Annotated in this window: 22 protein-coding genes and 1 pseudogene; 13 read left to right on the forward strand and 10 right to left on the reverse strand. The window is 72.3% G+C overall.

Features of this window, described 5'->3' with window-relative positions; translation table 11 throughout:
* Positions 1-200: 200 nt before the first annotated feature.
* Positions 201-1,529 carry a cytochrome P450 gene (locus ACJX2R_RS02885; RefSeq protein WP_413098592.1) on the reverse strand — a complete coding sequence of 443 codons (1,329 nt, stop codon included), beginning with the start codon at positions 1,527-1,529 and terminating at the stop codon, positions 201-203.
* A gap of 199 nt (positions 1,530-1,728) precedes the next feature.
* On the opposite strand from ACJX2R_RS02885, the gene ACJX2R_RS02890 reads away from it, so the two are divergent.
* On the forward strand, positions 1,729-1,926 hold the full coding sequence (locus ACJX2R_RS02890; RefSeq protein WP_413098593.1) for a hypothetical protein: 198 nt from the start codon (positions 1,729-1,731) through the stop codon (positions 1,924-1,926).
* Between the two features lie 12 nt (positions 1,927-1,938).
* On the opposite strand, the gene ACJX2R_RS02895 is transcribed toward ACJX2R_RS02890, so the two are convergent.
* Positions 1,939-3,036 carry a serine hydrolase domain-containing protein gene (locus ACJX2R_RS02895; protein WP_413105759.1) on the reverse strand — a complete coding sequence of 366 codons (1,098 nt, stop codon included), beginning with the start codon at positions 3,034-3,036 and terminating at the stop codon, positions 1,939-1,941.
* A 113-nt stretch (positions 3,037-3,149) separates the two neighbouring features.
* A complete protein-coding gene (locus ACJX2R_RS02900) occupies positions 3,150-3,983 on the reverse strand; it encodes an IclR family transcriptional regulator (protein ID WP_413098594.1) in 834 nt (277 codons plus the stop codon).
* Positions 3,984-4,078: 95 nt separating this feature from the next.
* On the opposite strand from ACJX2R_RS02900, the gene ACJX2R_RS02905 reads away from it, so the two are divergent.
* The 5 genes from ACJX2R_RS02905 to ACJX2R_RS02925 are packed head-to-tail and all read left to right on the forward strand — an operon-like array spanning position 4,079 to position 9,138.
* Complete coding sequence (locus ACJX2R_RS02905) at positions 4,079-5,608, forward strand: ABC transporter substrate-binding protein (protein ID WP_413105760.1); 1,530 nt, start codon at positions 4,079-4,081, stop codon at positions 5,606-5,608.
* Positions 5,605-6,579: an ABC transporter permease gene (locus ACJX2R_RS02910; protein ID WP_262704271.1), complete on the forward strand. Its 975-nt coding sequence runs from the start codon at positions 5,605-5,607 to the stop codon at positions 6,577-6,579. Before ACJX2R_RS02905 ends, ACJX2R_RS02910 begins: the two co-directional genes overlap by 4 nt.
* Entirely contained in the window at positions 6,576-7,412 is an 837-nt protein-coding gene (locus tag ACJX2R_RS02915; protein WP_413098595.1) for an ABC transporter permease, read from the forward strand. The genes ACJX2R_RS02910 and ACJX2R_RS02915 overlap by 4 nt, the downstream gene beginning before the upstream one ends.
* Complete coding sequence (locus ACJX2R_RS02920; protein WP_413098596.1) at positions 7,409-8,227, forward strand: ATP-binding cassette domain-containing protein; 819 nt, start codon at positions 7,409-7,411, stop codon at positions 8,225-8,227. The genes ACJX2R_RS02915 and ACJX2R_RS02920 overlap by 4 nt, the downstream gene beginning before the upstream one ends.
* Positions 8,224-9,138: an ATP-binding cassette domain-containing protein gene (locus tag ACJX2R_RS02925; protein WP_413098597.1), complete on the forward strand. Its 915-nt coding sequence runs from the start codon at positions 8,224-8,226 to the stop codon at positions 9,136-9,138. Before ACJX2R_RS02920 ends, ACJX2R_RS02925 begins: the two co-directional genes overlap by 4 nt.
* Here ACJX2R_RS02925 and ACJX2R_RS02930 read toward each other — a convergent pair.
* Complete coding sequence (locus tag ACJX2R_RS02930) at positions 9,125-10,090, reverse strand: ROK family protein (RefSeq protein WP_413098598.1); 966 nt, start codon at positions 10,088-10,090, stop codon at positions 9,125-9,127. The two genes, ACJX2R_RS02925 and ACJX2R_RS02930, sit on opposite strands and share 14 nt — an antisense overlap.
* Positions 10,091-10,109: 19 nt before the next feature.
* Here ACJX2R_RS02930 and ACJX2R_RS02935 point away from each other — a divergent pair, with 19 nt between their 5' ends.
* Positions 10,110-10,871, forward strand: a complete 762-nt coding sequence (locus ACJX2R_RS02935) for a creatininase family protein (protein ID WP_413098599.1) — start codon at positions 10,110-10,112, stop codon at positions 10,869-10,871.
* Between the two features lie 14 nt (positions 10,872-10,885).
* Positions 10,886-11,995 carry a mandelate racemase/muconate lactonizing enzyme family protein gene (locus ACJX2R_RS02940; RefSeq protein ID WP_413098600.1) on the forward strand — a complete coding sequence of 370 codons (1,110 nt, stop codon included), beginning with the start codon at positions 10,886-10,888 and terminating at the stop codon, positions 11,993-11,995.
* A gap of 150 nt (positions 11,996-12,145) precedes the next feature.
* On the opposite strand, the pseudogene ACJX2R_RS02945 reads toward ACJX2R_RS02940, so the two are convergent.
* The 4 genes and pseudogenes from ACJX2R_RS02945 to ACJX2R_RS02960 form a co-directional block, all read right to left on the reverse strand.
* Positions 12,146-12,346 (reverse strand): annotated as a pseudogene (locus ACJX2R_RS02945) (sugar ABC transporter permease); the annotation flags it as partial.
* Between the two features lie 46 nt (positions 12,347-12,392).
* The gene (locus ACJX2R_RS02950) at positions 12,393-14,093 is read right to left on the reverse strand and encodes a GAF domain-containing protein (RefSeq protein WP_413098601.1); all 1,701 of its coding nucleotides are present in this window, start codon (positions 14,091-14,093) and stop codon (positions 12,393-12,395) included.
* A gap of 158 nt (positions 14,094-14,251) precedes the next feature.
* The gene (locus tag ACJX2R_RS02955) at positions 14,252-14,725 is read right to left on the reverse strand and encodes a hemerythrin domain-containing protein (protein ID WP_413098602.1); all 474 of its coding nucleotides are present in this window, start codon (positions 14,723-14,725) and stop codon (positions 14,252-14,254) included.
* A gap of 21 nt (positions 14,726-14,746) precedes the next feature.
* Complete coding sequence (locus ACJX2R_RS02960) at positions 14,747-16,000, reverse strand: MFS transporter (protein ID WP_413098603.1); 1,254 nt, start codon at positions 15,998-16,000, stop codon at positions 14,747-14,749.
* 297 nt (positions 16,001-16,297) lie between these two features.
* Here ACJX2R_RS02960 and ACJX2R_RS02965 point away from each other — a divergent pair, with 297 nt between their 5' ends.
* A complete protein-coding gene (locus tag ACJX2R_RS02965) occupies positions 16,298-16,720 on the forward strand; it encodes a pyridoxamine 5'-phosphate oxidase family protein (protein ID WP_413098604.1) in 423 nt (140 codons plus the stop codon).
* Positions 16,721-16,849: 129 nt separating this feature from the next.
* Here ACJX2R_RS02965 and ACJX2R_RS02970 read toward each other — a convergent pair whose 3' ends face one another.
* Together ACJX2R_RS02970 and ACJX2R_RS02975 are read right to left on the reverse strand one after the other, a co-directional pair.
* Positions 16,850-17,254, reverse strand: coding sequence for a hypothetical protein (locus tag ACJX2R_RS02970; protein ID WP_413098605.1), 405 nt, complete (start codon positions 17,252-17,254; stop codon positions 16,850-16,852).
* Positions 17,251-18,327 (reverse strand): radical SAM/SPASM domain-containing protein, encoded by a 1,077-nt coding sequence (locus tag ACJX2R_RS02975; protein WP_413098606.1) that lies wholly within the window; start codon positions 18,325-18,327, stop codon positions 17,251-17,253. The genes ACJX2R_RS02970 and ACJX2R_RS02975 overlap by 4 nt, the downstream gene beginning before the upstream one ends.
* 318 nt (positions 18,328-18,645) lie before the next feature.
* On the opposite strand from ACJX2R_RS02975, the gene ACJX2R_RS02980 reads away from it, so the two are divergent.
* The 4 genes from ACJX2R_RS02980 to narI are packed head-to-tail and all read left to right on the forward strand — an operon-like array spanning position 18,646 to position 25,395.
* Positions 18,646-22,344, forward strand: coding sequence for a nitrate reductase subunit alpha (locus tag ACJX2R_RS02980; protein WP_413098607.1), 3,699 nt, complete (start codon positions 18,646-18,648; stop codon positions 22,342-22,344).
* Positions 22,344-23,867: a nitrate reductase subunit beta gene (gene narH, locus ACJX2R_RS02985; RefSeq protein ID WP_413098608.1), complete on the forward strand. Its 1,524-nt coding sequence runs from the start codon at positions 22,344-22,346 to the stop codon at positions 23,865-23,867. The genes ACJX2R_RS02980 and narH overlap by 1 nt, the downstream gene beginning before the upstream one ends.
* Positions 23,864-24,631, forward strand: coding sequence for a nitrate reductase molybdenum cofactor assembly chaperone (gene narJ / locus ACJX2R_RS02990; RefSeq protein ID WP_413098609.1), 768 nt, complete (start codon positions 23,864-23,866; stop codon positions 24,629-24,631). Before narH ends, narJ begins: the two co-directional genes overlap by 4 nt.
* A complete protein-coding gene (gene narI / locus ACJX2R_RS02995) occupies positions 24,628-25,395 on the forward strand; it encodes a respiratory nitrate reductase subunit gamma (RefSeq protein WP_413098610.1) in 768 nt (255 codons plus the stop codon). Before narJ ends, narI begins: the two co-directional genes overlap by 4 nt.
* Positions 25,396-25,427: the final 32 nt, after the last annotated feature.

Raw genomic sequence — 25,427 nt, forward strand, 5'->3', positions numbered from 1 at the left:
GCATCTCACGGATTGCGCGGTCGCCAACCGATCTGCTAATTGGCCCGACCGCCCCCGGCGACGTAGCACTCGTCCTGCCCTGCCGCCCGGCAGCGAGGCGCCGGGCGGCAGGGCAAGGTCCGAGGGCCGGATCGGAGTGCCGACGGTGGTTGGGCTCGGTGAACAGGGGCCCGTTGCACCGTCGGGAGATGAGGGTGAGGTCAGCGGGCCGTCTGGCTCACCGCCGGGGTCGGGGTGAAGTGCACGGGCAGTGTCGACATGCCCCGCGCCCAGGGGGAGGGACGGCGGGTGAGTTCTTCGGCCGGGATGGCGAGGTCGATGTCGGGCAGCCGGTCGAGCAGCACCTCAATGGCCGTGCGGGCGATGGTCTCGGCGATCTCCTGCGCCGCGACCGGGCAGCGGTGCTCGCCGTGCCCGAACGAGAGGAACGCGTTGTTGCCGCCGGTCAGCCTCGAGTCGTCGGGGCGTATCTGCGGATCCCTGTTGGCGGCGGCGAGGCCGAGGCACACCATGTCGCCCGCCTTGATCCGGCGGTTGCCGAGCGTGGTGTCGCGGGACGCCCACCGGCCGACGCCGTTCTGGGCCGGGGTGTCCTCCCAGAGCACCTCGTTCATGGCCTCCGAGACGCTCTTGCGCCCGCCGGCCAGTGACATGACGAACCGTTCGTCCGTGAACATCAGCCGCAGCGAGTTGCCGATCCAGTCCGCGGTCAGGGTGTGGCCCGCGATGACCAGCACGATCAGGTCGTGGAGGATCTCCTCGTCCGTGAAGCCGAGGGTGTTGCCGACCAGTTGGGCGGCGACGTCCCGGGGTCCGTTCCCCGCCTTCCGCTCGGCCATCAGGGCCGCCGTGGCCTCGGCGAGGTGGACCTGGGCCGCCTGGGCCAGGTCGCCGCCGTCGGCCAGGTCGATGGCCGCCGCGGCCAGTCCGGGCCCCTGCTCGTCCGGGAAGCCGTAGATCTTCGCCAGGACACGCACCGGGAAGGGCATCGCGTACCGGGCGATGACATCCGCGCTGCCCTCCCCGCAGAAGCCGTCGATCAGTTCATCGGCCAGTCGCTCTGCGTGCTGCCGGATCTCGAAAGGGTCGACCGACTCCAGCGCGTCGCTGATCATCGAGGCCCGTACGCGGTGCCGCTCACCGGTCGTGTACAGGATGGACGGCTGCCCACGGCCGATCAGCGGGGCCAGCGGCCAGTCCTCCGGGACGCGGTCCCACTGGTTCCAGAGTTCGGAGTCGCGGGTGAAGAGCACGGGGTCGGCGGTGACCTGGTGCAGTTCACGGTAGCCGAGAACCAGCCACGCCGGGATGCCGCCCTCGAGCACGATGGGGGCGACCGCACCATGTTCGCGCCGCATCTCCTGGTAGAGACGGTTGGGTTCGTTGTAGAAGCGCGGGCCGCTCAGGGGCACGGCGAGAGGGCTGACATGTTCCCCGCCGTGCAGGACCTCGCCGCCCTGATGTGCGGGACACCCGGGCGGTGGGGCGAGTGCGTCGGAGCTCTGGGCGCTGGGGTCGGCCGGCGTCATCGCTGTGGTACCTCCGAGGTCGGGTAGGAAGGTCCCCGCGGATACCGGCCCCCGGGTCACCCTGATCGTCGCAGTCATGCATCGTCGCGGCACCATAACGCAGGCCATGACCTGCGCGGGCGTCACGCCGTGGATGCCAGGATGTCCGCGGGGCCGGACCCTGGTTGGCGCGCGAGGTCACACCGCCGGTGCTCCTCCGGTGGGAACGGAGGAGGCGGGGGCAGGCGCTTCGGCGCCCGACGACCTCGAGCAGGTCCTCACGGAGCACGCGGGGAGCCTGGACGCGGTACGCCACCGCGACGCGTCCGCCGCGCGCGACCGCATGATCGCGCACCAGAGCCGGACCCGTGATCTGCGCCTCGGCGCGCTGGCCCGGTCGGCGCGGGGCACGTCGTAGTACGGAATCACATCAGCGCTTCCGGACGGCACCGAAGCCGAGTGGACCGCGGCGGGCGAGCGCCGCCGCGTGATGGTGGAAAGCGCGGCGGACCGCCGGGAAGCGGCGGGGGTCGCGGCTGGGGTGGACGCGGTTGGTGAGGAGGACGTAGTAGCGGCCTTCCGCCCCTGTCCTGTGCGCGCCCGCCCCGTCCGCCTCGGCTCCGTCCACCGCCGGCTCCACCCACAGGCTCGTCCCCGTGAAGCCCGTGTGGCCGTACGAGGACGGCCCCATCGCCGTACCGACCGGCGACCCCACCACGTCCCGCCCCTGCCAGCCGAGGCAGCGGCGCAGCGGGAGGCCCTCCGTATGGCAGGCGGTCATACGGGCGAAGCCGGGCGCGCTCAGCAGGCCGTCGCCGCCCGCCGCGAGCGCCCGGCCCAGCCGGTCCATGTCGGTCAGCGGTGCGAACAGCCCGGCGTGGCCGCAGACTCCGCCGAGCACCACCGCGTTCTCATCGTGCACCTGACCGGTCACCAGGCGGCCGCGCCAGGTGCACAGCTCCGTGGAGACCGCGCGTTCACGTGCTGCCGGGCCGGGTGCGAAGACCGTCTCGCGCATGCCGAGTGGCTCGCACACCTGCCGCGCCACCAGCTCGTCCAGGCCGGTCGCGGTGGCCTGTTCGAGGATCAGGCCGAGCAGGACGAAGCCCGCCGAGGAGTACTCCACCACCGTGCCCGGCGCCCCTCGGAGCGGCAGCCCGCGGAGGGCGGCCAGCAGCCCGTCCCGGTCGGAGTGCGCGCGCCAGAGCGGGGTGCCGCCGGGCAGGCCGGAGGTATGGGTGAGCAGCTGGGTGACGGTGATGTCCGCCTTGCCCGGCACTCGGCGGTACTCCGGCAGATACGCGCCGACCGTGTCGTCCAGCCGGAGCGCTCCCGCCTCCACCAGCCGCAGTGCCGCCAGGCCCACGATCGGCTTCGTCACCGAGGCCAGATCCCATAGCTCGGTGCCGTTCAGCTCCGCCCCGCCCCAACGCCGTGTGCCCAGGTGCCCATGGGTCTCCCGGCCGGCCGCGGTGCCGACCGACCAGGCGGCGGCGGAGTAGATCCCGGCCCGGCGGCCGGCCGCCAGGAGTGTTGCGAGCCGTGTCGGCCGGTCCGCTGGTGGGCCTGTCTGCCGGTCCGCCGGGGGCGGGCAGACCACTCCCCTCCGTTCCACCCCCTGTGGGGTCCGGCCGCCCCCGCTCACTCCTGCCCCCGTACGATCCCCAGCGCCCCCGCACCGCCGCGCAACGCCGCGGACACCGTACCGGCGGCGGCCCGCACCATCGGCCCCAGCACCGCCACGCTCTCCTCGTCCAGCGTGAACGTCAGCCCGACGATGCCGACCGCCCCGGCCACCCGGTCGCCCGGCCCCAGCACCGGGGCCGCGATGGCGCGGACGTCCTGCTCCGCGTATTCGTCATCGACCGCATAGCCTCGCTCGCGCACGGCGGGCAGAGCGGCGAGCACGGCCCCCGGGTCCCGCACCGTCCGTGGCGTACGGGCCGGGAGCGGTTCTCCGCCCAGAAGCTCCGCCGCCGCCGGGGACGGCAGGGCCGACAGCATCGCCCACCCCACCGCCGAGCAGTACAGCGGGACTTCGCCGCCCGCAGTGAGCGGCATGCGGTACGTGGACGACGGCTCCGACTGCGTCACATGCACCGCCACGGCGCCGTCCCGTACCGAGAAGTGGGCCAAGTGGCCGGTGCGCAGCCGCAGGTCGTCCAGGACCGGGCGGGCAAGGCGCAGCTCGCGGCTGGCGGCCAGCGCCGTGGCGGCGAGCCCGAGCAGGCGCGGCCCGGCCTGATAGTTGCCGCCGGGGCCCGGGACCGCGTAACCGGCCTCGGCGAAGGTGTGCAGCAGGCGGTGGACGGTCGGCTTCGGCAGTCCCGTGCGGGCGGCGAGGTCGGCCAGGCGGTGTGGGGCATCGGGCTGGACCAGCGCGTCCAGCACCGCGAGCGCCTTGTCCACGGGACCCGTCGCGGCGGCGGGCGGCTCCTCACGGCGGGGGGCGGAGGTATTGACCGGCTTCGGCATGTCGCTTAGCTTAACGCATCACCGTTCCGGCTCCCGGAACGAACAAACCGTTCAATGGAACATCACGCGGAGGGCAGATCGTGACTCCTCCATCAATGTCGCGCCGCGAGGCCCTTCGGCTGGGCGGCCTCGCACTACCTGTCATCGCCGCGCCGACAGCGCTCACCGGATGCGGAACCGCCGCGGGCGCGGGCGGCGAAGGCACCCTCCGGGTGGCGCAGCCGACCGACCCCACCACGCTCGATCCGCACAAGCAGGGCGACATGGTCTCCATGAACGTCCTGATCAACATCTTCGACACCCTCACCACCCGAGATGCCTCCGGCCGGCTAGCCGCCCGGCTCGCCACCTCCTGGGAGCCCCGCTCCAGGACCGTCTGGCGCTTCCGCCTCCGGAGAGGCGTGCGCTTCCACAACGGGGAGGAGTTCGACGCCGATGCCGTCAAGTTCTCCATCGAGCGGGTCCTCGACCCGAAGACGCGGTCGCCGATCGTCGAGCTGCGGTACGTGACCTCGGTCCGCGTGGTCGACCGCCACACCGTCGATGTGCACACCACACTCCACGACCCGATCCTGCCCGCGAAGCTGTCGCTCTTCGGCGGCGTCATCGTGCCGCCGAAGTACCTCGCCGACGTCGGCGACGCCACCTTCGCCAAACGTCCGGTCGGCACCGGACCGTTCGTCTTCCAATCCTTCCGGCGCGACCGCGAGCTACGGCTGCGCGCCAACCGCCACCACTTCCACGGCTCCCCCGGGGCCGACCGCCTCGTCTTCCGCGCGCTGCCCAACCCCGCCTCCGCGCTGGCCGCGTTGCAGAGCGACGAGGTCGACCTGGTCACCGGGCTCACCCCGGACGCCGCCCGGCAGCTGTCCGGCTACGCGGGCGTGGAGCTGGAGAGCCACCGGGGTGTGCGGACCGCGTACCTCAATCTCGACACCACCTCCGGGCCGCTGCGCGACCGCCGCGTGCGGCAGGCGCTCAACCACGCCATCGACGTGCCGCTGCTCATCAAGGCCGTACTGGACGGCAAGGCGCGCGAGGTGCCCGCGATGCTGCCGCGCGGCGTCGTCGGTTTCGACGGATCCGTCGAGCCCTTCCGGCGCTCGATACGGACCGCCCGGCGGCTGCTCGCCGAGGCCGGACACCCGCACGGCCTCACCACCACGCTCACCGCCTCCAACGACGACGCCCAGGTCGCCGAGGCCATCTCCGGCCTGCTCGACCGCGCCGGCATCCGGGCCCGCGTCGATCTGCTCGACCCCGGCACCTTCTCCGCCCGCCTCACCTCCGACAACCGGCACGCGCTCGGCCCCGTCTACCTCGCCGCCTCCACCGCCTGGACGCTCGACGGCGCGTCCATGGTGCAGTCGAACGTGCGTCATGACCGTCGGCAGAGCCGGTGGGTGTCGAAGGAGGCCGACCGGCTCATCGACGCCGAGGAGCTGTCCATGGACCCCGAAGACCGGCAGCGCGCGTTCACCGCGCTCCAGCGCCTGATCAAGCGCGAGGCCCCGTTCGTACCGCTCTACCAGCAGGACATCATCCTCGCCCGGACCACCCGGGTGCGCTGGACACCGGTCGTCAACGGCTCCCTGGCCATGGAGAGCGCGGAGGTGAGGGCATGACGGCCGCCTCCGTCCAGCCGACGGTCACCGCCCGCAAGCCGAAGTCCGGCCTCCTCCGCCATGTCCTGGTCCGGCTCGCCACCGCCGTCGGCGTGCTCTTCGCCGCCGCCACCCTGGCCTTCGTCCTGGTACGGCTCTCCGGCGACCCGGTCAAGCAGCTGCTGCCCCCGGACGCCACCGCCGCCCAGGAGGCCACACTCCGCTCCCAACTCGGCCTGGACCAGCCCCTGATCGCGCAGTACGGCGACTTCCTGTGGGGGCTGCTCCGGTTCGACCTCGGCGACTCGCTCGTCTACCACGAGCCGGTCAGCCAGGTCATCGCCGACCGCGTCCCGGCCACCCTCGAACTCGCCGCCGGCGCCCTGGTGCTCAGCCTCGTCATCGCCATACCGGCCGGGATCTACGCCGCGACACGGCGTGGCCGGGCCGGCGACAGGGGCGTGATGACGGCGGTGCTGCTCGGCCAGTCCACCCCGCCGTTCTGGGTCGGCATCCTGCTGGTGCTGCTCTTCTCGGTGCGGCTCAAGGTGCTTCCGGCCTCCGGCTACGGCACGTTCGCACATCTGGTGCTGCCCGCCGTCACACTGTCCGTCTACTCCATCGCGGTCATCGCCCGGCTGCTGCGCTCCTCGCTCATCGACGTCCTCGGCTCGGACCACATCCGTACGGCGAAGGCCAAGGGGCTCGGCCCGGCGAAGGTGGTGCTCGCACACGGGCTGCGCAACGCCTCGCTGCCGACCGTCACCGTGATCGGCCTGGAGTTCGGCGGGCTGCTCGGCGGGGCGATCCTCACCGAGCAGGTCTTCTCCTGGCCGGGCATCGGACGGCTGACCGTGGAGGCCATCTCGCACCGGGACTTCCCACTGGTGCAGGCGGCCGTCCTGTTCTTCGCCGCCGCCTTCGTGATCGTCAACCTGCTCGTCGACCTCTCCTACAGCCTCCTCGACCCGAGAGTGCGGGCCCAGCCATGACCGTCGTACGCAACCGGCTCGCCCTGGTCGCCCTCGGCGTCCTCGCGCTGCTGGTGATCGCCGCCGTCTTCTCCCCGCTGCTCGCCCCGGACGACCCGGCCAAGCAGCAACTCCTCGCCCGGCTCACACCCCCGGCCTGGGAGGGCGGCGGCAGCCTCGCCCACCCGCTGGGCACCGACCAGCTCGGCCGCGATGTGCTGTCCCGCGTCATCTACGGCTCCCGGGTCTCGCTCCTCGTCGGCATCGGCGCGGCGCTGCTCGCGGGTGTGGTGGGGGCGGCGTGCGGGCTGTTCGCCGGCTTCCGCGGCGGATGGCCGGACCGGATCCTGATGCGCTTCGCCGACATCCAACTCGCCTTCCCCTCACTGCTGCTGGCGCTCGCCATCGTCGGCTTCCTCGGCTCCGGGCTGTGGAACGTCGTCCTGGTGCTCGGCTTCACCGGCTGGGTGGCGTATGCCCGCGTGGTCCGCTCCGAGGTGTTGTCGCTGCGCACCCGGGACTATGTGACCCAGGCCCGGGCCACCGGCGTCACGGACCTCACCATCATGCGCCGCCACCTGCTCCCCAACGTCCTGCCGCACCTGGCCACCATCGCCACCCTGCACATCGCGGCGGCCATCGTCGCCGAGGCCTCGCTCAGCTACCTCGGCCTCGGTGTCCCCAAGGAGACCGTCACCTGGGGCTCGATGCTCGCCGACGGCCAGCTCTATCTCGGCACCTCGTGGTGGGTCGCGGTCTTCCCCGGGCTGGCGCTGATGCTCACCTCCCTGGCCATCAACATCACCGGCGACGCGCTGCGCGACGTCACGGACCCGAAGGCATACCGCCGATGACCACACATGCGCCACCCGCTCCCGTACTCGAGATCCGCGATCTGCACGTCGACTTCCGGCTCGCCACCGGCCCCGTGCACGCTGTGCGCGGCGTGAGCCTGGCGGCATACGCCGGAGAGACCCTGGCCGTCGTCGGCGAATCCGGCAGCGGCAAGTCGGCCACCATGCTCGCCGCGCTGCGGCTCAACCCCGAGCCGCCGTGCGCCTACCCGGGCGGCGAGATCCTCCTCGACGGCCGCGACCTGCTCGCGCTGCCCGAGAAGCGGCTGCGCGAGGTGCGCGGCAACGACGTCGCGATGGTCTTCCAGGACCCGATGACCAGCCTCGACCCACTTCAGTGGGTCGGCAACCAGGTGGCCGAGGTGTTGCGCACCCACCGCGGGGCCTCGCGCGCCGTGGCCCGGGAGGAGGCGGTACGGGCGCTGGACGAGGTCGGCATCCCGGATCCGGAACTGCGGGCACGGCAGTACCCGCACGAGCTGTCCGGCGGGCTGCGTCAGCGCGTGATGATCGCGACGGCGCTGGTCGGCCGGCCGCGGGTACTCATCGCCGACGAGCCGACCACCGCCCTGGACGTCACCGTGCAACGCCAGATCCTGGACCTCCTCGCCGATCTGCGCGCCCGGCACGGGATGGCGGTGGTGCTGGTCACCCACGACCTCGGGGTGGTCGCGGAGACCGCCGACCGGGTCGTGGTGATGAACGCCGGACGGGTCGTGGAGCACGGCACCGTCGCCGAGGTCTTCGAGAGGCCCCGGCAGCAGTACACCCGCGACCTGCTGGCCGCCACCCCGCGACTGGAGCCGACATCATGACGACCGCCGGGACGAAGACACCCGCGAAACGGCCACTGCTCGAACTCGACGGTCTGACCAAGGAGTTCACCGGACCCGGCGCCACCCGCACCCTCGCCGCCGACGATGTCACGCTCACCGTCGAGGACGGCGAGACCCTCGCCCTCGTCGGCGAGTCCGGCTCCGGCAAGACGACCCTGACCCGGCTGCTGCTGGCGCTGCTGGACCCCACCGCCGGGACCGTCCGCTTCGAGGGCCACGACCTCGCCGGGCTGCCGCCCGCCGAGCTTCGCGCGCTACGGGCCGGGATGCAGGTCGTGCTCCAGGACCCGTACTCGAGCATGAATCCGCGCATGAAGGTCACCGATATCGTGGCCGAGCCGCTGGTCACCCATGACGCCGCCTACCGCGGACGGCGCGCCAGGGCGCGGCTGCGGGAGCGGGTCGGCGAGCTGCTGGAGTCGGTCGGGCTGCCGGCGCGGTTGCAGGACCGGTACCCGCACGAGTCCTCCGGCGGGCAGCGGCAGCGCGTCTCCATCGCCCGTGCGCTGGCGTCCTCGCCACGGCTCGTGGTGCTCGACGAGCCGACCAGCGCCCTCGACGTCTCCGTCCAGTCCCAGGTCCTCGATCTGCTGGTCGAGTTGCAGCGACAGCACGGTCTGACCTACGTGTTCGTCTCGCACAACCTCGCCGTGGTCCGGCAGATCGCCGACCGGGTGGCGGTGCTGCGGCGCGGCAGGGTGGTCGAGTGCGGGGAGACCGCCGCCGTGCTGGGCGCGCCCCGGCACCCGTACACCCGTGAGCTGCTGGCCGCCGTGCCACGCCCCGACGCGTACCGGACCAGGACCAGGACCGGTACCCGGACGGGGACCGCGACCGGCGGCGGGACTTGGACGGGCGGCGGGACCGGCGGCGGGACTACCGGTGCGTGAGGACCAGCCCCGCGCCCCCGAGCAGCGCCACGTCGTCCGGCCGGCCCGCCTCGCCCAGCACCACCCGTGGCGGAGCGGCCGTCGACCAGCCGCTGTCCCGCCGCAGCCGCTCCTCGACCCGGGCCCGGAACCCCTCTCCGCCCTCGACGGCCTCACCGTGCAGCACGAACAGACCGGGGGCGAAGAGCTGCTGGATGTTGACCAGGCCGAGCGCGAGGTTGTCGGCGTACTCCTCGACCATCGGCCGGGCACCGTCCCCGTGTCGTACCAGCGCCTCGAGCGTCATGTGGGTGCCCAGTCCCGCCGCCTGCGCCCGCCGCCGCAGCCAGCGCGTCGTGGCCACGGTCTTCCAGCAGCCGCGCGCCCCGCAGGTGCACCGCTCGCCACCGGCCAGCACCGTCATATGGGCCCCGCTGCGGCCGCCGTGCGGGGCCAGCAACTCGCCGCCGAAGAACACCCCGACGCCCAGCACCTCGCCGGTGGACACCGAGGCGAAGGACCGCAGGCCCCGGCCCACGCCGAACCACCGGTCGCCCAGCGCCTGGAGCCGGGCCCGGTGCTCGACATACACCGGCACCCCCAGCGCTCGCCGCAGCACCTCCGCGACCGGGTAGCCGCGCAGCGCCGGCACGTCGTTGACCTCGATGAACGTGCCCCGCTCCGGGTCCACGAGACCGGTCGCGGCCACTCCGACCCCGGTCAGCTCACGCCCGTCGAAGCACTCCAGTGCGGCCTGCCGCACCGCCGCGTCCACTCCGTCCGCCTCCCGCTCCCCCGGGTCGAAGCCGGCCGCGGTGCGCCGCAGCAGCTTCCCGGAGCGGTCGACCAGCGCCGCGCGCACCTGTCCGGGCAGCACCTCCACCGCGCCCAGCAGCGGGCGTGCGGGGGCGACCGGGGGATCGGGCACCAGGCGGAGCCGGGGGCGTCCGCCGTCGGGGGCGAGTGCGGCCATGCGCAGACTCTGCCACGCCATGAACCCAGGAGGTAGTACCACATTGCTCCGACTGACCGAACTCACCTGGCGCGAAGCACGGGCCGCGGGCGCGGACGCCGTCGCCATGCTGCCCATCGGCTCGCAGGAACAGCACTCCGGCCACCTGCCGATGGGCACCGACACACTGCTGGTCACGGCGGTGGTGGACCGGGCGGCCGAGCTGCTGGCGGACGCCGGGCCGCCGGTCGTACGCCTTCCCGCCCTGCCGTACGGGCACAGCCCGCACCACCTCTTCGCGGCCGCGGTGTCGCTGTCGGCGGGCACCCTGGCGGCGGTCCTCGCCGACATTCTGCGGTCCCTCACCGAGAGCGGCTTCCACCGCGTCATGATCGTGAACGGCCACGGTGGCAATGACGAGATCATGCGCCTGGCGGTCAAGGAACACGCCCTGCGTACCGAGGGCGCGTTCGCGGCCTGCTCCTACTGGAGCCTCGGCGAGGCGCCGGAGAACCCCGGGCACGCGGGCCGCTACGAGACCTCCCTCATGCTCGCCGCCCACCCGGACCTGGTCCGTACGCCCATCGAGCCACACCGTCCCGTCGGCGCCCCACCGCTCTTCAACGCCCCGCCGCACCCCGGCCTCACCGCCGAGCGGCACGGCGAGTGGGCACGGGTGGGCGGGATGACCGACGACCCGTCCGCCGCTCGCCCCGACCCGGGCGAGCTGTCCGCCCGCGCCACCGAACTGGCCCGGGCGATCCGGGCGTTCGCCGAAGCAACCGCCCCCGGTGCCATCTGAGGAGGATCTGGTACATGAAGGTCACACACATCGACGTCTGGGTCGTGAACCTCCCCCTCACCTCCCCGTTCACCAGCTCCTTCGAGACCAAGACGGGCGAGACCCGCACCGTGGTCCGGATCCGGACCGACGAGGGGGTGGACGGCTGGGGCGAGACGATGTGGGGGCAGCCGGTGGCCGCGCTGGTGCGCAAGCTCGCGCCCGACCTCATCGGCACCAGCCCGTTCGCCCTGGAGTCCTTCCACCGCAAGCAGCACATGGTGCCGTTCTTCCACGGCTACCTCGGCTACGCCGCCATCGCCGCTCTGGACGTCGCCTGCTGGGACACCATGGGCAAGGCCACCGGCCACTCGCTCACCGATCTGCTCGGCGGGGCGGTACGCGACACCGTCCCGCTCACCGCGCTGGTCACCCGCGCCGACGGCGCCACCCCGGATGCCCTGGCCGAGCACGCCACCCGGGTGGCGGCCGAGGGCGGTTTCCCGGCGGTCAAGCTCAAGGGCACCGGCGATGTGGACGGCGATGTCGCCAACCTCCGCGCGCTGCGTGCCGCGCTGCCGGACACCGAGCTGCGTGTCGACCCCAACGCGGCCTGGTCGGTGCCGGATTCGGTGCGTGCGGGCATCAAGCTGGAGGAGCTGGACCTGGAGTACCTGGAGGACCCGTGCCCCGGCATCGAGGGCATGAGCCAGGTGCGGGCCAAGGTGCGCATCCCGCTGTGCACGAACATGTGTGTCGTCCGCTTCGAGGACTTCGCTCCGGCGGTGCGGCTCGGCGCGGTGGACGTCGTCCACGGCGACGTCTACAAGTGGGGCGGCATCGCGCCGACCAAGGCCCTCGCCGCCCACTGCGAGACCTTCGGCCTCGGGATGAACCTGCACAGCGGCGGCGAACTCGGCATCGCCACCGCCGCCCACCTCGCCGTGGTCGCCAGCACTCCGTTGCTCAGCCGCGCCATCGACAGCATGTACTACCTGCACGCCGATGACATCGCTGACCCGATCCCGCTCGTCGACGGCCGCCTCGCCGTCCCGCAGGGGCCGGGCCTGGGGGTGCGCGTCGACGAGGAGAAACTGCGGCACTACTCGGCGGTCAACGAGCGGGAGGGCGATCTGACGGGATGACGTCGAGGCGGGACGCGGGCGGCCACGGGCTATTTTCCTTGACCGCCCCCGAGTTCGCGCCCTGCACGAAGGAACTCGTTCCACGAGCCCTGGAACGACAGGATCGTCAGGGCGATCAGCGCGGGCCGGGCCATCGGCAGCACCACCGACCAGAAGGTCCGGAGCGATGCCCGCGCCCTGCCCGAAGTCGGCGTCGTCGAAGGCCGCCGAGTACGACAGGAAGGCCGGCGTCAGCGTCATGTTGCCCGGAGCGCCCTGGCCCATCGCATACACCTGGTCGAAGACCTGCCAGGTGGCGATCGTGCCCAGGGTGAGGACGAGGAAGAGCACCGGCCGCAGCGCGGGCAGGGTGGTCTCGGCCTGACGCGGCGCCCGATGCCCACATCCTGCCTGGACGTCATGGGGTGGCGTACAGCGGCGCGGTCCATTCCACGATGGTGCCGTTCGGCTCGTTCGGGCGGAGGGAGAAGGAGCCGCCCAGTTCCTCGGCGCGCTGCTGGAGGTTGGCCAGGCCGCTTCGGCGGGTGACGGCCGGGTCGACGCCGTGGCCGTTGTCCGCCACCTTCAGCCGCAGCGCCGTGTCGGTGACCTCCACGCTGACGTCGACGGCGGTGGCATGGGCGTGCCGGGCCGCGTTGGACAGGGCCTCGCCGGCCACGGCCAGCATGTGCTCGGCATGCCCGGCGGGGACGTTGGTGTCCAGCAGGCCGGTCATGCGCAGCGCGGGCGGGAAGCCCAGGGCCTCGGCGGCCCTCTCCATGGCCGCCACCAGCCGGGCTCGCAGCCCTTCGCTCCGGGAGCGTTCCTGCTCGCCGAGCGAGTAGATGGTGGAGCGGATGACCTTGATGGTGTCGTCCAGGTCGTCCACCACCCGCTGGACCCGCGCACCCACCTGCGGCCGGTCGGCGAGCCGGCCGAGCGTGGACTGCAAGGTCAGCGCCCCGGCGAATAACCGCTGGATGACGAGGTCGTGCAGATCGCGGGCGATCCGGTCACGGTCGTTGAGGACCAGCATGCGATCGGCGTCCTGCCGGTGCTCGGCGACCTCGAGTGCCAGCGCCGCCTGGTTGCCGTACCCGATCACCATGTCGATGACGGCGTCGGTGAAGACCGGGCCGCCCGGCACGTTGGCCACCTGCAACACGCCCCGCACATGGTCGCGGGTGCCGAGGGGGACGAGGAAGGCGGGGCCCAGCTCCACGATCGCGGCGCTGCCACCGGTGGCCCGCGGATCGGCGCTGACCGCGTCGCTGGTGATGGTCTCGCCGGAGGCGAAGACCTTCGCGGCCAGTGTGGCGGCGCCCAGTACCAGACCACGCGCGTCCTCCGCGCGCGTTCCGGAGGCGGCCTCGATGACCAGCTCGCCGCTGTCGCCGACCGGGATGGCCAGCGTGACCAGGTCGGCGCCGGCCATCTCGCGCAGGGTGGCGGTGAAGGATTCCAGCACCGCGGCGGGTTCGGCTCCGGACAGCAGACTGCGGGTCAGTTCGTTGCTCGCCACCAGCCACCGCTGCCGGCGGCGGGCTTCGTCGTACAGCCGGGCGTTGTCGATCGCCACACCGGCCGCCGCGGCCAGGGTGCGCAGCACCGCCTCGTCGTCGGCGTCGAACTCCGCGGCACCCTGCTTGTCGGTCAGGTACAGGTTGCCGAAGACCTGCTCGCGCACCTTGATCGGGGTACCGAGGAAGCTGGTCATCGGCGGGTGCCCGGACGGGAAACCCACGGAAGAGGGATGTTGTGCCAGGTTGGCCAGGCGCAGCGGCTCAGGGTGGCGGATCAGCAGCCCCAGGATGCCCTCACCGCGCGGATAGTGACCCATTCCCGCGATGGTCTCCTCGTCGATGCCGACGGTGAGGAACTGTTTGATCGTGCCTTCCTCGCCCAGCACGCCGAGCGCCCCGTACTCCGCGTCGACCAGGCTGACGGCCGACTCCACGATGCGCTGAAGCACCACCGCCAGCTCCAAGTCGGAGCCGATCGCGAGCACCGCGTCCAGCAGCGTGTGGATGCGGTCGCGTGCCGACCGGACCTGCGCCACCTGCTGTTGCAGGCCCTCCAGCAGTTCATCCAGCCGCAACTGGGGCAAGGCCCCGGACACCGGGGTATCGCGGGGCTTTTGACCGCACTCGTCCACCACAGCTGTTCCCCTTTTCCGTCGCGCCGACCGACACCAGGATGCCCGACGAGCGGGCGCGGATCGACGGCGCCCCGAGGAGCGGCTCGACGGCGGGGCGGAGGGAGGAAGGGGTCGTCAGGTCACGGGGACGGCTCCGGCATGCGGGTGCCGACGCGGGCACGTACTGCCTCGATGGCCTCCCACTGTTCGGTGGTCAGCGACGCCAGGGCTGCGGGGAAGACGCCGTCCTGCTCCTTGAGGATGTGATCGCGCAGCAGGTCGAGGGTCTCCATCAGCCGCTCCGCCCAGGTGGGATCGGCCAGGAACGGTCCGGCCGCCTCCGCCAGCACGGTCTCGATGCGGCGGTGCTCGTCCTCCAGGGCGGCCATCTGGCCGGGGAAGTCGCCGGCCAGTGCCGGGAACAGGCCGTCCTCCTCGACTCGGGTGTGCGGGCCGAGCACGGCGGCGATCTCACGGGCGACTTCCGCCATGCGGGCGACCTCGCCGCCGCGGTGGGCGTCGCGGACGTGGCTGATGAGTGTCACGACCCGCTCATGTTCCTGGGTCAGCTTGTCGATCGTCTCCAGCGCCTGGCAGCCGCAGTACTCGCACATCGCTCGACTCTCCTTTCCCGCTCAGTGCGCCTGGGGTGCGGGGGTCCGCCGGGTGACCGCGTGGCGCACGCCCGTGCCGGTGAAGGCGAGCGCCGCGGCCGCCACCACCGCGAGCAGGACCAGGCCGAGGGCGTACGAGCCGTACGCGCCGTACAGCGAGCCCATCACCAGCGGCGGTACGAAGCCTCCGAGGCCGCCCGCGGCGCCGACGACGCCGGTGACCGAGCCGACCTCGTGCGCCGGGGTCAGCAGGGCTACCAGGGCGAACACGGCGCCACTGCCCGCGCCGAGCGCGGCGGCCATCGCCAGGAACGCGATCGTGCCCACCGGCGCCAGGGGCGGCGTGAACGACTGGACGAAGGCCGCGGCGAGGACCACGGCCAGCGTCACGGCGAGCACCCGCACCGGGCCGACGCGGTCCGACAGCCAGCCGCCGACCGGGCGCGTCAAGACCGCCAGCAGCACGAAGCCGGCCATCCGGTTCGCCGCGTCCGCCTGGGTCAGGCCGTAGCCGGTCTTCAGGTAGGTGGGCAGGTAGACGGAGAAGGCGACGTAGCCGCCGAAGGCCACCGCGTACAGGGCGGACGCCCGCCAGGTGATGCCGAGCCTGAGGGTGGCGGCGAGGCGGCGGCCCAGCGATTCGGTGGGCACCGTACGGCCGGGCGCGTCGCGCAGCGCCAGGGCGGCCACAGTCGCGTAGGCCGCCAGCACGGCGGCGGTGATCAGGAAGGGGTTGGCCATGCCGTGTGCCTTCACCAGCCTGACCGTGGTCAGCGCGCTGATCGCGGTGCCGCCCATGCCGGCCCCGAAGACGCCGATGGCCAGCCCGCGCCGCTCCGGCGGGAACCAGGCGCTGACGAAGGGCACACCGACGGCGAACGCGGTCCCGCCGATACCGAGGAAGAAACCTCCCACCAACAGGGCCGCGAGCGAGGAGTGGCCGGTCAGACCGAGGTGGAGCACCGGCACGATGGTGGTCGCCGAGACGAGCGGGAACATCACGCGCCCGCCGAACCGGTCGGTCAGCGCGCCCACCGGGATCCGTCCCAGCGAGCCGACCACCACCGGCACCGCCACCAGCAGCGACTGCTGGAACGAGGTCAGGTGCAGAGTGTCCTTGAAGCGCGGGCCGAGCGGGCTGAGCAGTGCCCAGGCCCAGAAGTTGACGGCGAATCCCCCCGTGGCCAGCGCCAGCATCAGCCACGCCCGGCCGGACACGGACACGGACGCGGCCGTTGCCGGTGACTCGTTCTGCTTCCTCGACGGCTGAAGCATTGCCAGCCCGCCCCTTCGTGTTCGCGGTGGTGCGGCCCCGGCAATCCGCCCGTGGGCCGTCGGCCGCCCGACCGCGCGGTGCGCGTCGGTGGCCTAACGCCACTATCCGCAGGCCGAGTCCGCCAAGGGTGGGCCATCCGGCCTCATCATCCGGCCCGGCGGTCCCCGGTTTCCCGTCCGGCCGGATCACGGGGTTCCGTACGAGGTTGTCCGCACGCCCCGGCTGGAACAGCGGGCGAATGAGCAAAGGCCTTACGGCCCTAACAGTGCCCCGGCCGTGGAAGGCAGCATGGACTGATGTTCCACGTCGAAGGCTTTCGCGTGCTCGATCCACAGGGGTGCCTGCGCCTGCTGGCCAAGGTGCCGGTCGGCCGTGTCGTCTACACCCGGCAGGCGCTGCCCGCGGTGCTCCCGGTCAACTTCTCCCTGGACGCGGACTCCTCCGTGCTCCTGCGCACCTCAGCGGGCTCGGGTCTCGTCCGCGCCATCGACGGGGTCGTGGTGGCCTTCGAGGCCGACGAATTCGACGCCGCGACCCGCTCCGGTTGGAGTGTCGTCGTCACCGGCCGGGCTACCGTGGTCACCGACCCGGCCGAACACGAACGGCTCTCGCGGATCGGCCCACGCTCCTGGGTGGTCACGCGCGATGACGTCATCGTCCGCATCGACTCCGAGATGATCACCGGCCGGGAGATCACCGGCACCCGTGGCGCGGACTGAGGACGCCGCACCGGGCGAGTGCTCTTACGGCACGTCACATCGCTGGGACCGGGCGGCGACGCGGCCATCGTCCGACCGCGGCCGCGGGGCGTACGGCCGCCGTCCGGCCGGTGGCCGAAACCGCCGGGTTCATGTGACCGGCAGGGCCGTGGCGAGCAGGACGACGCCCAGCGAACCGGCCAGCGAACCGACGGCGAGCGCCCTGGCCAGCCCGGGGCGCCCCTTGGCGTAGGCGACGCCGTGGCCGGCCGCGGCGAACATGACCAGGACGAACAGCCCGAGCTTGGCCGCCAGGGTGCGCCCGTAGCCGGGTTCGGCGAGCGAGGCCCAGGTGACGCCGGTGTGCCAGGCCATGGCCCAGCCGGTGCCGAGTTGGAGGGGCAGGAACACCGCCCCGGTCAGCAGTCCGAAGCGGCGGCCCGCCCCGGCCACGAAGCCGTCCCTGATATCGGCGGACAGCATCCGCCGGGCCAGTGGCAGGACCACCAGCGACAGGGCCAACTGCCCGCCCACCCACACAACGGCACCGGTCACATGGAGGAAGCGCACCAGGGACCACGGGCCAACGGCGTCCAATACTCGCTCACCTCCACCGTTCCCATGGCCCCGGATTCGGCATGGCGCATGTCGCCGGCCAGCAACGCGGCGAGTTCCCTCTGGCAGGGGAAGGACCCCGGGCGGTAGCCGCACCACGGCTCCTCGGCGTACGGATCGCCGGTGATGCCGTAGGCGCGCGAGCGGGAGCCGCCGCAGACGCGGCGGAACTCGCACCTTCCGCACCGGCCGCCCAGCCGGTCCGCCTCCCGCAGACCGGTGAACAGCTCCGAGGCGCGGTAGATCTCCGTCAGCGGCCTCTCCCGTACGCTGCCCGCGCCCAGCGGCAGGAAGCCGCTGGGGTGCACCGTGCCCGTGTGCGAGACGAAGACGAAGCCGCGGCCCGCGTTGACGTCCAGCGGCGGCCGGCGCGCCCGGCGTCTTCCGGCGTCCAGGCCCAACTCGGCCGCGCGGTCCCGCAATCGCCGGTACAGCGGCCCGAGCCCCAGCACCTCGATGTGGTCCTCACCGGCGTCCGCCAGCACCTTCCGCTGGAGCGCGACGCGACGGAAGTGATGCGCCTCGGTCGTCTTGGCGGGCACGGTCAGGCCCACGTCGTACACGAAGTTCAGGACGTCCTCCGCGTCGGCGGGGGTGAGCGAGCCGAGCCGGCGGCCGCGTCCGGTGGGCACCAGGAAGAAGGCGCTCCACAGCGTCGCGCCGTGCTCCACGATCAGGCGGACGATGTCCGGCAGGCCGTGCAGGTTGTGCCGGGTGACGGTGGTGTTGATCTGCACCTTCAGGCCGAGGGCGCGGGCGGTGTCCCAGGCGTCCAGGGTCCAGCCGTACACCCCGGGCACACCGCGGAATCCGTCGTGCAGCTCGGCCGTGGGGCCGTCCAGGCTGAGCGATAGCCCGGCGGTGTCCAGCTCCCGCGGGTCGCGGTCGGGCACGGCCTCGGCGCGGCAGTGCAGGCAGGCCAGGGGGCAGGCGCGGGTGGACTCCCAGATCACGATGAACGGCTTGTCCGCGACGTTCTGGTGCTGTCGGCGGATCGCTCGTACGCCGCTCATCGGGTCCTCCGTACGGAATTGGCGCGTGGTGTGCGGCCGGCCGCCCGGGAGTCAGGGCAGACGTGGCGGGCGGCCGGACGGTGACCGGTCCGGCCCGTGCGCGGCGCCCGCCACGGGGGACGGCGATGGAGACGGCCGAACGGGCGCTCGCTGCGGTCGTACACGGGATACCTCCGGATCGGTCGGCAACCAGCGTCGGACATGGGGCGGTCCCGGCGCGGCGGCCGATGAGCCCATCGATAAGGCCCGAAGCGGCCTGCCGGTCAGGGACTTTCGGCCCCAGGCCCGGCGCGGGGCCGGCGCCTAGCGTTCGTGACCATGGAGAACGACGAAACTGCGCGCCCCTCACGGCGGCGCGCGGGCGGGGGCTGGCCGCTGGCCGCCCGCAGGCTGCTGACCCGCCGTGAGGTGTCGGCCGACGGACGCGCCGTCTTCGGTGACGGCGACCCGAAGTGGGAGGGGTTCTACCGGGACCGCTGGGCGCACGACAAGGTGGTGCGCTCCACGCACGGTGTCAACTGCACCGGCTCGTGTTCGTGGATGGTGTACGTCAAGGACTCCATCATCACCTGGGAGCACCAGGCCACCGACTACCCGTCGATCGGCACGGACTGCCCCGAGTACGAACCGCGGGGCTGCCCACGCGGCGCGTCGTTCTCCTGGTACACCTACTCGCCCAGCCGGGTCCGCTACCCGTATGTGCGGAGCGCGCTGCTGAAGCCGTGGCGCGAGGCGCGCCGCCGCCTCGGCGACCCCGTGGCGGCCTGGGCCGAGATCACCGGCGACCCGGCCACGGCCCGCGCCTACAAGCGGGCCCGCGGCAAGGGTGGCCTAGTCCGCGCCGACTGGGACGAGGTCACCGAACTCATCGCCGCCGCCCATGTCCACACCATCAAGACATACGGACCGGACCGGGTGGCGGGCTTCTCCCCGATCCCGGCGATGTCCATGGCCTCCTTCGCGTCCGGCGCCCGCTTCATGTCGCTGATCGGCGGCACCCTGCTCTCCTTCTACGACTGGTACGCCGATCTCCCCATCGCCTCACCGCAGGTCTTCGGCGACCAGACCGACGTACCCGAGGCGGCCGACTGGTGGAACGCCGGCTACCTGATCATGTGGGGCTCCAACATCCCCGTCACCCGCACACCCGACGCCCACTTCCTCACCGAGACGCGCTACAACGGCACCAAGGTCATCGCGGTCAGCCCCGACTACGCCGACAACGTGAAGTTCGCCGACGAGTGGCTCGCCCCGCACCCGGGCACCGACGGGGCGCTCGCGATGGCGATGGGGCACGTGATCCTGCGCGAGTTCCTGGTCGACCGCGAAGTCCCCTATTTCCAGGACTACTTGAGGAGGTTCACCGACGCTCCGTTCCTGGTGACGCTGCGCGAGCACGAGCGCGGGCTCGTCCCCGACGGATTCCTCACCGCCGCGGACCTCGGCTCCGACGAGGAACACGCGGCGTTCAAGACCGTCCTGCTGGACCGGGCCACCGGCGAGCCGGTGGTCCCCGGCGGCTCGCTCGGCTTCCGGTGGGGAGAGGCCGGGCGAGGCCGCTGGAACCTCGACCTCGGCGACACGGATCCCGAGCTCAGCCTGGCGGAGCGGGCGGAGGACGCCGTGACGGTGGCCCTCCCCCGCTTCGACGAGGGCGCCACCGAGGGCGGCTCGGTCATGCTGCGCGGCGTACCCGTACGCCGGATCGGCGGCCGGCCGGTCACCACCGTCTTCGACCTGATGCTCGCCCAGTACGGCGTGGCCCGTCCCGGGCTTCCGGGCACCTGGCCCGCCTCGTACGAGGACGCGAGCGAGCCGTACACCCCTGCCTGGCAGGAGACGATCACGTCCGTCCCGGCGGAGCAGGCGGCCCGGGTCGCGCGGGAGTTCGCCCGCAACGCCGAGCGCACCCGAGGCCGTTCGATGATCGCGATGGGTGCGGGCACCAACCACTGGTTCCACTCCGACACCATCTACCGGGCGTTCCTGGCGCTGACCACGATGACCGGCTGCCAGGGCGTCAACGGCGGCGGCTGGGCGCACTACGTCGGCCAGGAGAAGGTCCGCCCGCTGACCGGCTTCCAGCACCTGGCGTTCGCCTTCGACTGGCAGCGGCCCACCCGGCACATGGCGGGCACCTCCTACTGGTACCTGAACACCAATCAGTGGCGCTACGAGACCTTCGGCCCCGAGGAGCTGGCTTCCCCGCTCGGCGCGGGCCGCTTCAAGGGCAAGGCGTTCGCGGACTGTCTCGCCCAGGCCGTGCGCCTGGGCTGGACCCCGGGCCACCCCGGCTTCAACCGCAACCCGCTGGACCTGGCCGACGAGGCGGCGGCCCGGGGGCGCGGGGTCGCCGAACACATCGTGGACGAGCTGGCGTCCGGGCGGCTCGCGTTCGCCGCCGAGGACCCGGACGACCCGGTCAACTTCCCCCGGGTGCTGACCGTATGGCGGGCCAACCTGCTGGGCTCCTCCGGCAAGGGCAACGAGTACTTCCTGCGCCATCTGCTGGGCACGGACGCGGCGGTCCGCTCCGCCGAGACCCCGCCCGGGGAACGCCCCGAGGAGGTGGTGTGGCGCGAGGAGGCTCCCGAGGGCAAGCTCGATCTGCTGGTCACCCTGGACTTCCGGATGACCTCCACCGGCCTGCTGGCCGATGTCGTCCTGCCGGCCGCGACCTGGTACGAGAAGGACGACCTGTCCAGCACGGACATGCACCCCTTCGTGCACGCCTTCACCCCGGCCATCGCACCGCCCTGGCAGGCCCGCACCGACTACGACACCTTCCTGACCATCGCCGACAGATTCAGCGAACTGGCCGCCGAGCACCTCGGCACCCGCACCGATGTCCTCGCGGTGCCGCTTCAGCACGACACACCGGACGAACTCGCCCAGCCCGGAGGGGTGGCACGGGACTGGAAGACCGGCGAATGCGCCCCGGTCCCCGGCCGGACCATGCCCAAGCTGGTCGTGGTGGAGCGGGACTACGCGGTCGTGGCGCAGAAGATGCGCGCCATCGGCCCGTTGCTCGACACCCTCGGCACGACCACCAAGGGCGTCACCGTCCACCCGGACCGGGAGATCGAGGAGCTGCGCCGTCGCTGCGGGACCGTGCGCGACGGGGTCGGCGCCGGCCGCCCCGCCCTGGCCACCGCCACCGATATGTGCGAGGCGATCCTCGCCCTGTCCGGCACCACCAACGGCCGCCTGGCGACCGAGGGATTCCGGGAACTCCAGCGGCAAACCGGCGGCGAGAGCCTGGTGGAGCTGGCCGCCGAACGCCAGGCGGAGCGGATCACGTTCGCCGACACCCGCACACAGCCACGCGCCGTGATGACGTCGTACGAGTGGTCGGGGTCGGAGACCGGCGGGCGGCGCTACTCCCCGTTCGTCATCAACACCGAGCACAGGAAGCCCTGGCACACCCTCACCGGCCGCCAGCACTTCTTCGTCCAGCACGACTGGATGGCCGAGCTGGGCGAACAACTCCCGTTGTACCGGCCGCCGTTGAACGCCATCCGGCACTACGGCGACGAGCGACTGCACGAGGAGGGCCGCGCCGAGGTGACCGTGCGCTATCTGACCCCGCACTCCAAGTGGTCCATCCACTCCGAGTACCAGGACAACGCCTACATGCTGGCGCTGTCCCGGGGTGGCCCGGTGATCTGGATGTCCACCGCGGACGCCGAGAGGATCGGCGTGAAGGACAACGAGTGGATCGAGGCCTACAACCGCAACGGCGTCGTGGCCGCCCGGGCGGTAGTCACCCACCGCATGCCCGAGGGCACGGTGTACATGTACCACGCCAAGGACCGCACGGTGAACGTGCCGAAGACCGAGGTCAGTGGCAAACGCGGCGGCATCCACAACTCGCTCACCCGGCTGCTGGTCAAGCCCACCCATCTCGCGGGCGGCTACGCCCAGCTCAGCTACGCCTTCAACTACTACGGCCCGACCGGCAACCAGCGTGACGAGGTCACCGTCATCCGCCGCCGCTCCCAGGCGGTCGACTACTGATGCGCGTGATGGCTCAGATCGCGATGGTGATGAACCTCGACAAGTGCATCGGGTGTCACACCTGTTCGGTCACCTGCAAACAGACCTGGACCAACCGGACCGGCGTGGAGTACGCCTGGTTCAACAACGTCGAGACCAAGCCGGGTATCGGCTACCCGCGCCGCTACGAGGACCAGGAGCACTGGAAGGGCGGCTGGAGGCTGGACAAGCGGGGACGCCTCGTCCTGCGCTCGGGCGGCCGCGTCAAGCGGCTGCTGTCCCTGTTCTCCAACCTCGATCTGCCGTCGATCGAGGACTACTACGAGCCGGTGACGTACGACTACGACAACCTGGTCGGCGCCCCGGCCGGCCCGGACATGCCGGTCGCACGCCCCCGCTCGGTCCTCACCGGAAAGCCGACCTCGATCACCTGGGGCGCCAACTGGGAGGACGGCCTGGGCGGCGCGCCCGAGCACGCGGGCGGCGACCCCAACCTGAGTGGCGAATGGGCCGAGAGAGTCAGGTTCGAGTTCGAACAGACCTTCCTGTTCCATCTGCCCAGGCTCTGCGAGCACTGCCTCAACCCGGCCTGCGTGTCGGCCTGTCCCTCCGGCGCCCTGTACAAACGGGTGGAGGACGGCATCGTCCTGGTCGACCAGGACCGCTGCCGGGGCTGGCGGATGTGCGTGACGGCGTGCCCGTACAAGAAGGTGTACGTCAACCACGCCACCGGCAAGGCCGAGAAGTGCACCTTCTGCTTCCCACGCGTCGAGGCCGGCCAGCCGACCGTGTGCTCCGAGACCTGCGTGGGCCGGCTGCGCTACCTCGGGCTGCTGCTGTACGACGCCGACCGCGTCGGCGAGGCCGCCGCCACCCCCGACGAGCACGACCTGCTGGACGCCCAGCGCGGTGTGTTCCTCGACCCGCGCGACCCCGACGTCCGCGCGGCGGCACGGGAGTCCGGAATCCCCGAGGACTGGCTGGCCGCGGCCCGCCGCTCGCCCGTGTACGACCTGGTGTGCCGGTACAAGGTGGCGCTGCCGCTCCACCCGGAGTACCGCACGCTGCCGATGGTCTGGTACGTGCCGCCGCTCTCCCCCGTCCTGGACGCGGTGACCGTGGCGGGCGGCGACCAGGACGACCCGGACCACGTGTTCGCCGCCGTCACCCGGCTGCGCATTCCGCTGGAGTACCTGGCGGAGCTGTTCACCGCCGGGGACACGGACGTGGTCGCCGGGGTGCTGATGAAGCTGACCGCACTGCGCTCGTACATGCGCGAACGCGTCCTCGGCGAGCCGGGTGACGAGGCCGCGCTGAAGGCCGTGGGCCTCACCCCGCGGGACGGGGAGGATCTGCACCGGCTGCTCGCCGTCGCGAAGTACGCCGACCGCTATGTCGTTCCCGCGGCGCACAAGGAGGACGCGGCCGCGCTGACCGCGACGGAGAACCGCTGTCCCGTCGAGTCGTCGGACAGCGGTGGCCGACGGGTACCGCTCGGCATGCCCACCCCGCGCCGCGACAACCCCGCCGGAGGCCGCCCATGAGCCCGCTGCCAGCCACCGTGCCCGCCATGGTACGCACCCGCGTCCGGGCCGCCATACGCCGGCCCTCCCGGCTCACGCCGAAGGAGGCCGAGGCGCGCGCCCTGCTGCTGCGCCTGTGCTCTCTGCTGCTTCAGTACCCGGACCGTGAACTCACCATGGCACGACAGGAGTTGGCGTCCACCGTCAGCGCGCTGCCGTCCTCGCCGGCCGCCGAGCGGCTGGCCGCCTTTGTCTCCTGGTTCGCCGACGAGCGGCCCGAGGCGCTGGAGGAGACTTACGTCGAGACGTTCGACCTGCGCCGCAAGAGCAGCCTCTACCTCACCTACTACCTGCACGGTGACACCCGCCGCCGGGGCATGGCCCTGCTCACCCTGAACCAGCGCTACCGTGCCGCCGGCTGGGACACCGGCGGCGGTGAACTGCCGGACCACCTCCCGGTCGTGCTGGAGTTCGCCGCGCTGGCGGGTACGGGCGGCGGCGAGGCACCGCTGCGCCAGCACCGGCGCGGGCTGGAACTCATCCACCGGGCGCTGACCGACGCCGACTCCCCGTACCGGCACGTCCTGGCAACGCTGCTCACCCTCCTGCCGCCACCCACCGAGGCCGACCTCGCGGCGGTGGCCCGGCTCGCCGCCGAGGGCCCGCCCGGCGAGGAGGTCGGCCTCGCCCCCTACGGGAGCTTCGGTGACGGGGAGTTCGCGCCTCCGGACACCTTCGTACCTCCCGCCTCCGCCCCGACGAGCCGTACGGAAGGCCACCGATGAGCGCCGCGTCCTCCCCCGCCGCGAGCGGCACCGACCTCCTGCTGTGGGTCGCCGTTCCTTACATCTGTCTCGCCGTGTTCGTGGTCGGCCATCTCTGGCGCTACCGGCACGACCAGTTCGGCTGGACCTCCCGCACCACCCAGCTCCTCGAACACCGCTGGCTGCGCTGGGGCAGCCCGCTGTTCCACCTCGGCGCCTTCGCCGTGATCGCCGGGCATGTGGTGGGACTCGCCGTTCCCGACTCATGGACCGAGGCGGTGGGGATCACCGAGCACGGCTACCACCTGGCGGCCGTCTGGATGGGCTCGGTGGCGGGGGTGGCCATGGTCACGGGGCTGGGCATGCTGTGCGCCCGACGGCTGCTGACCCGCCGGATCCGTCTCACCACCGACCGCAGCGACAAGCTGCTCTTCCCCCTGCTGTCCGCCACCGTCCTGCTCGGGATCGGCGCCACGGCCGCGCACAACCTCTTCGGGCCCGGCTACGACTACCGCGAGACCGTCTCGGTCTGGTTCCGCGGCGTCTTCGCCCTCCACCCGGATCCGGAGGCCATCGCCGGGGCGCCGCTCCTGTTCCGGCTGCACGCCCTGAGCGCCTGTCTGCTCTTCGCGGCCTGGCCGTTCACCCGCCTGGTCCACGTCTGGAGCGCCCCGATCGGCTATCTCATCCGCCCGTACCTGGTCTACCGGCGCCGCGCGGCCACTCCGGCACCGGTGGCACGCACCGACTCGGCTGCCGCGTCGCGTCCCGGGCGCGCCGCATGAGTCGGGCCCGCCCGGGAAGGCAGGGTCGGCGC

The organism is Streptomyces sp. Inha503, assembly GCF_047215865.1.
GTDB classification, from domain to species: domain Bacteria; phylum Actinomycetota; class Actinomycetes; order Streptomycetales; family Streptomycetaceae; genus Streptomyces; species Streptomyces lycopersici.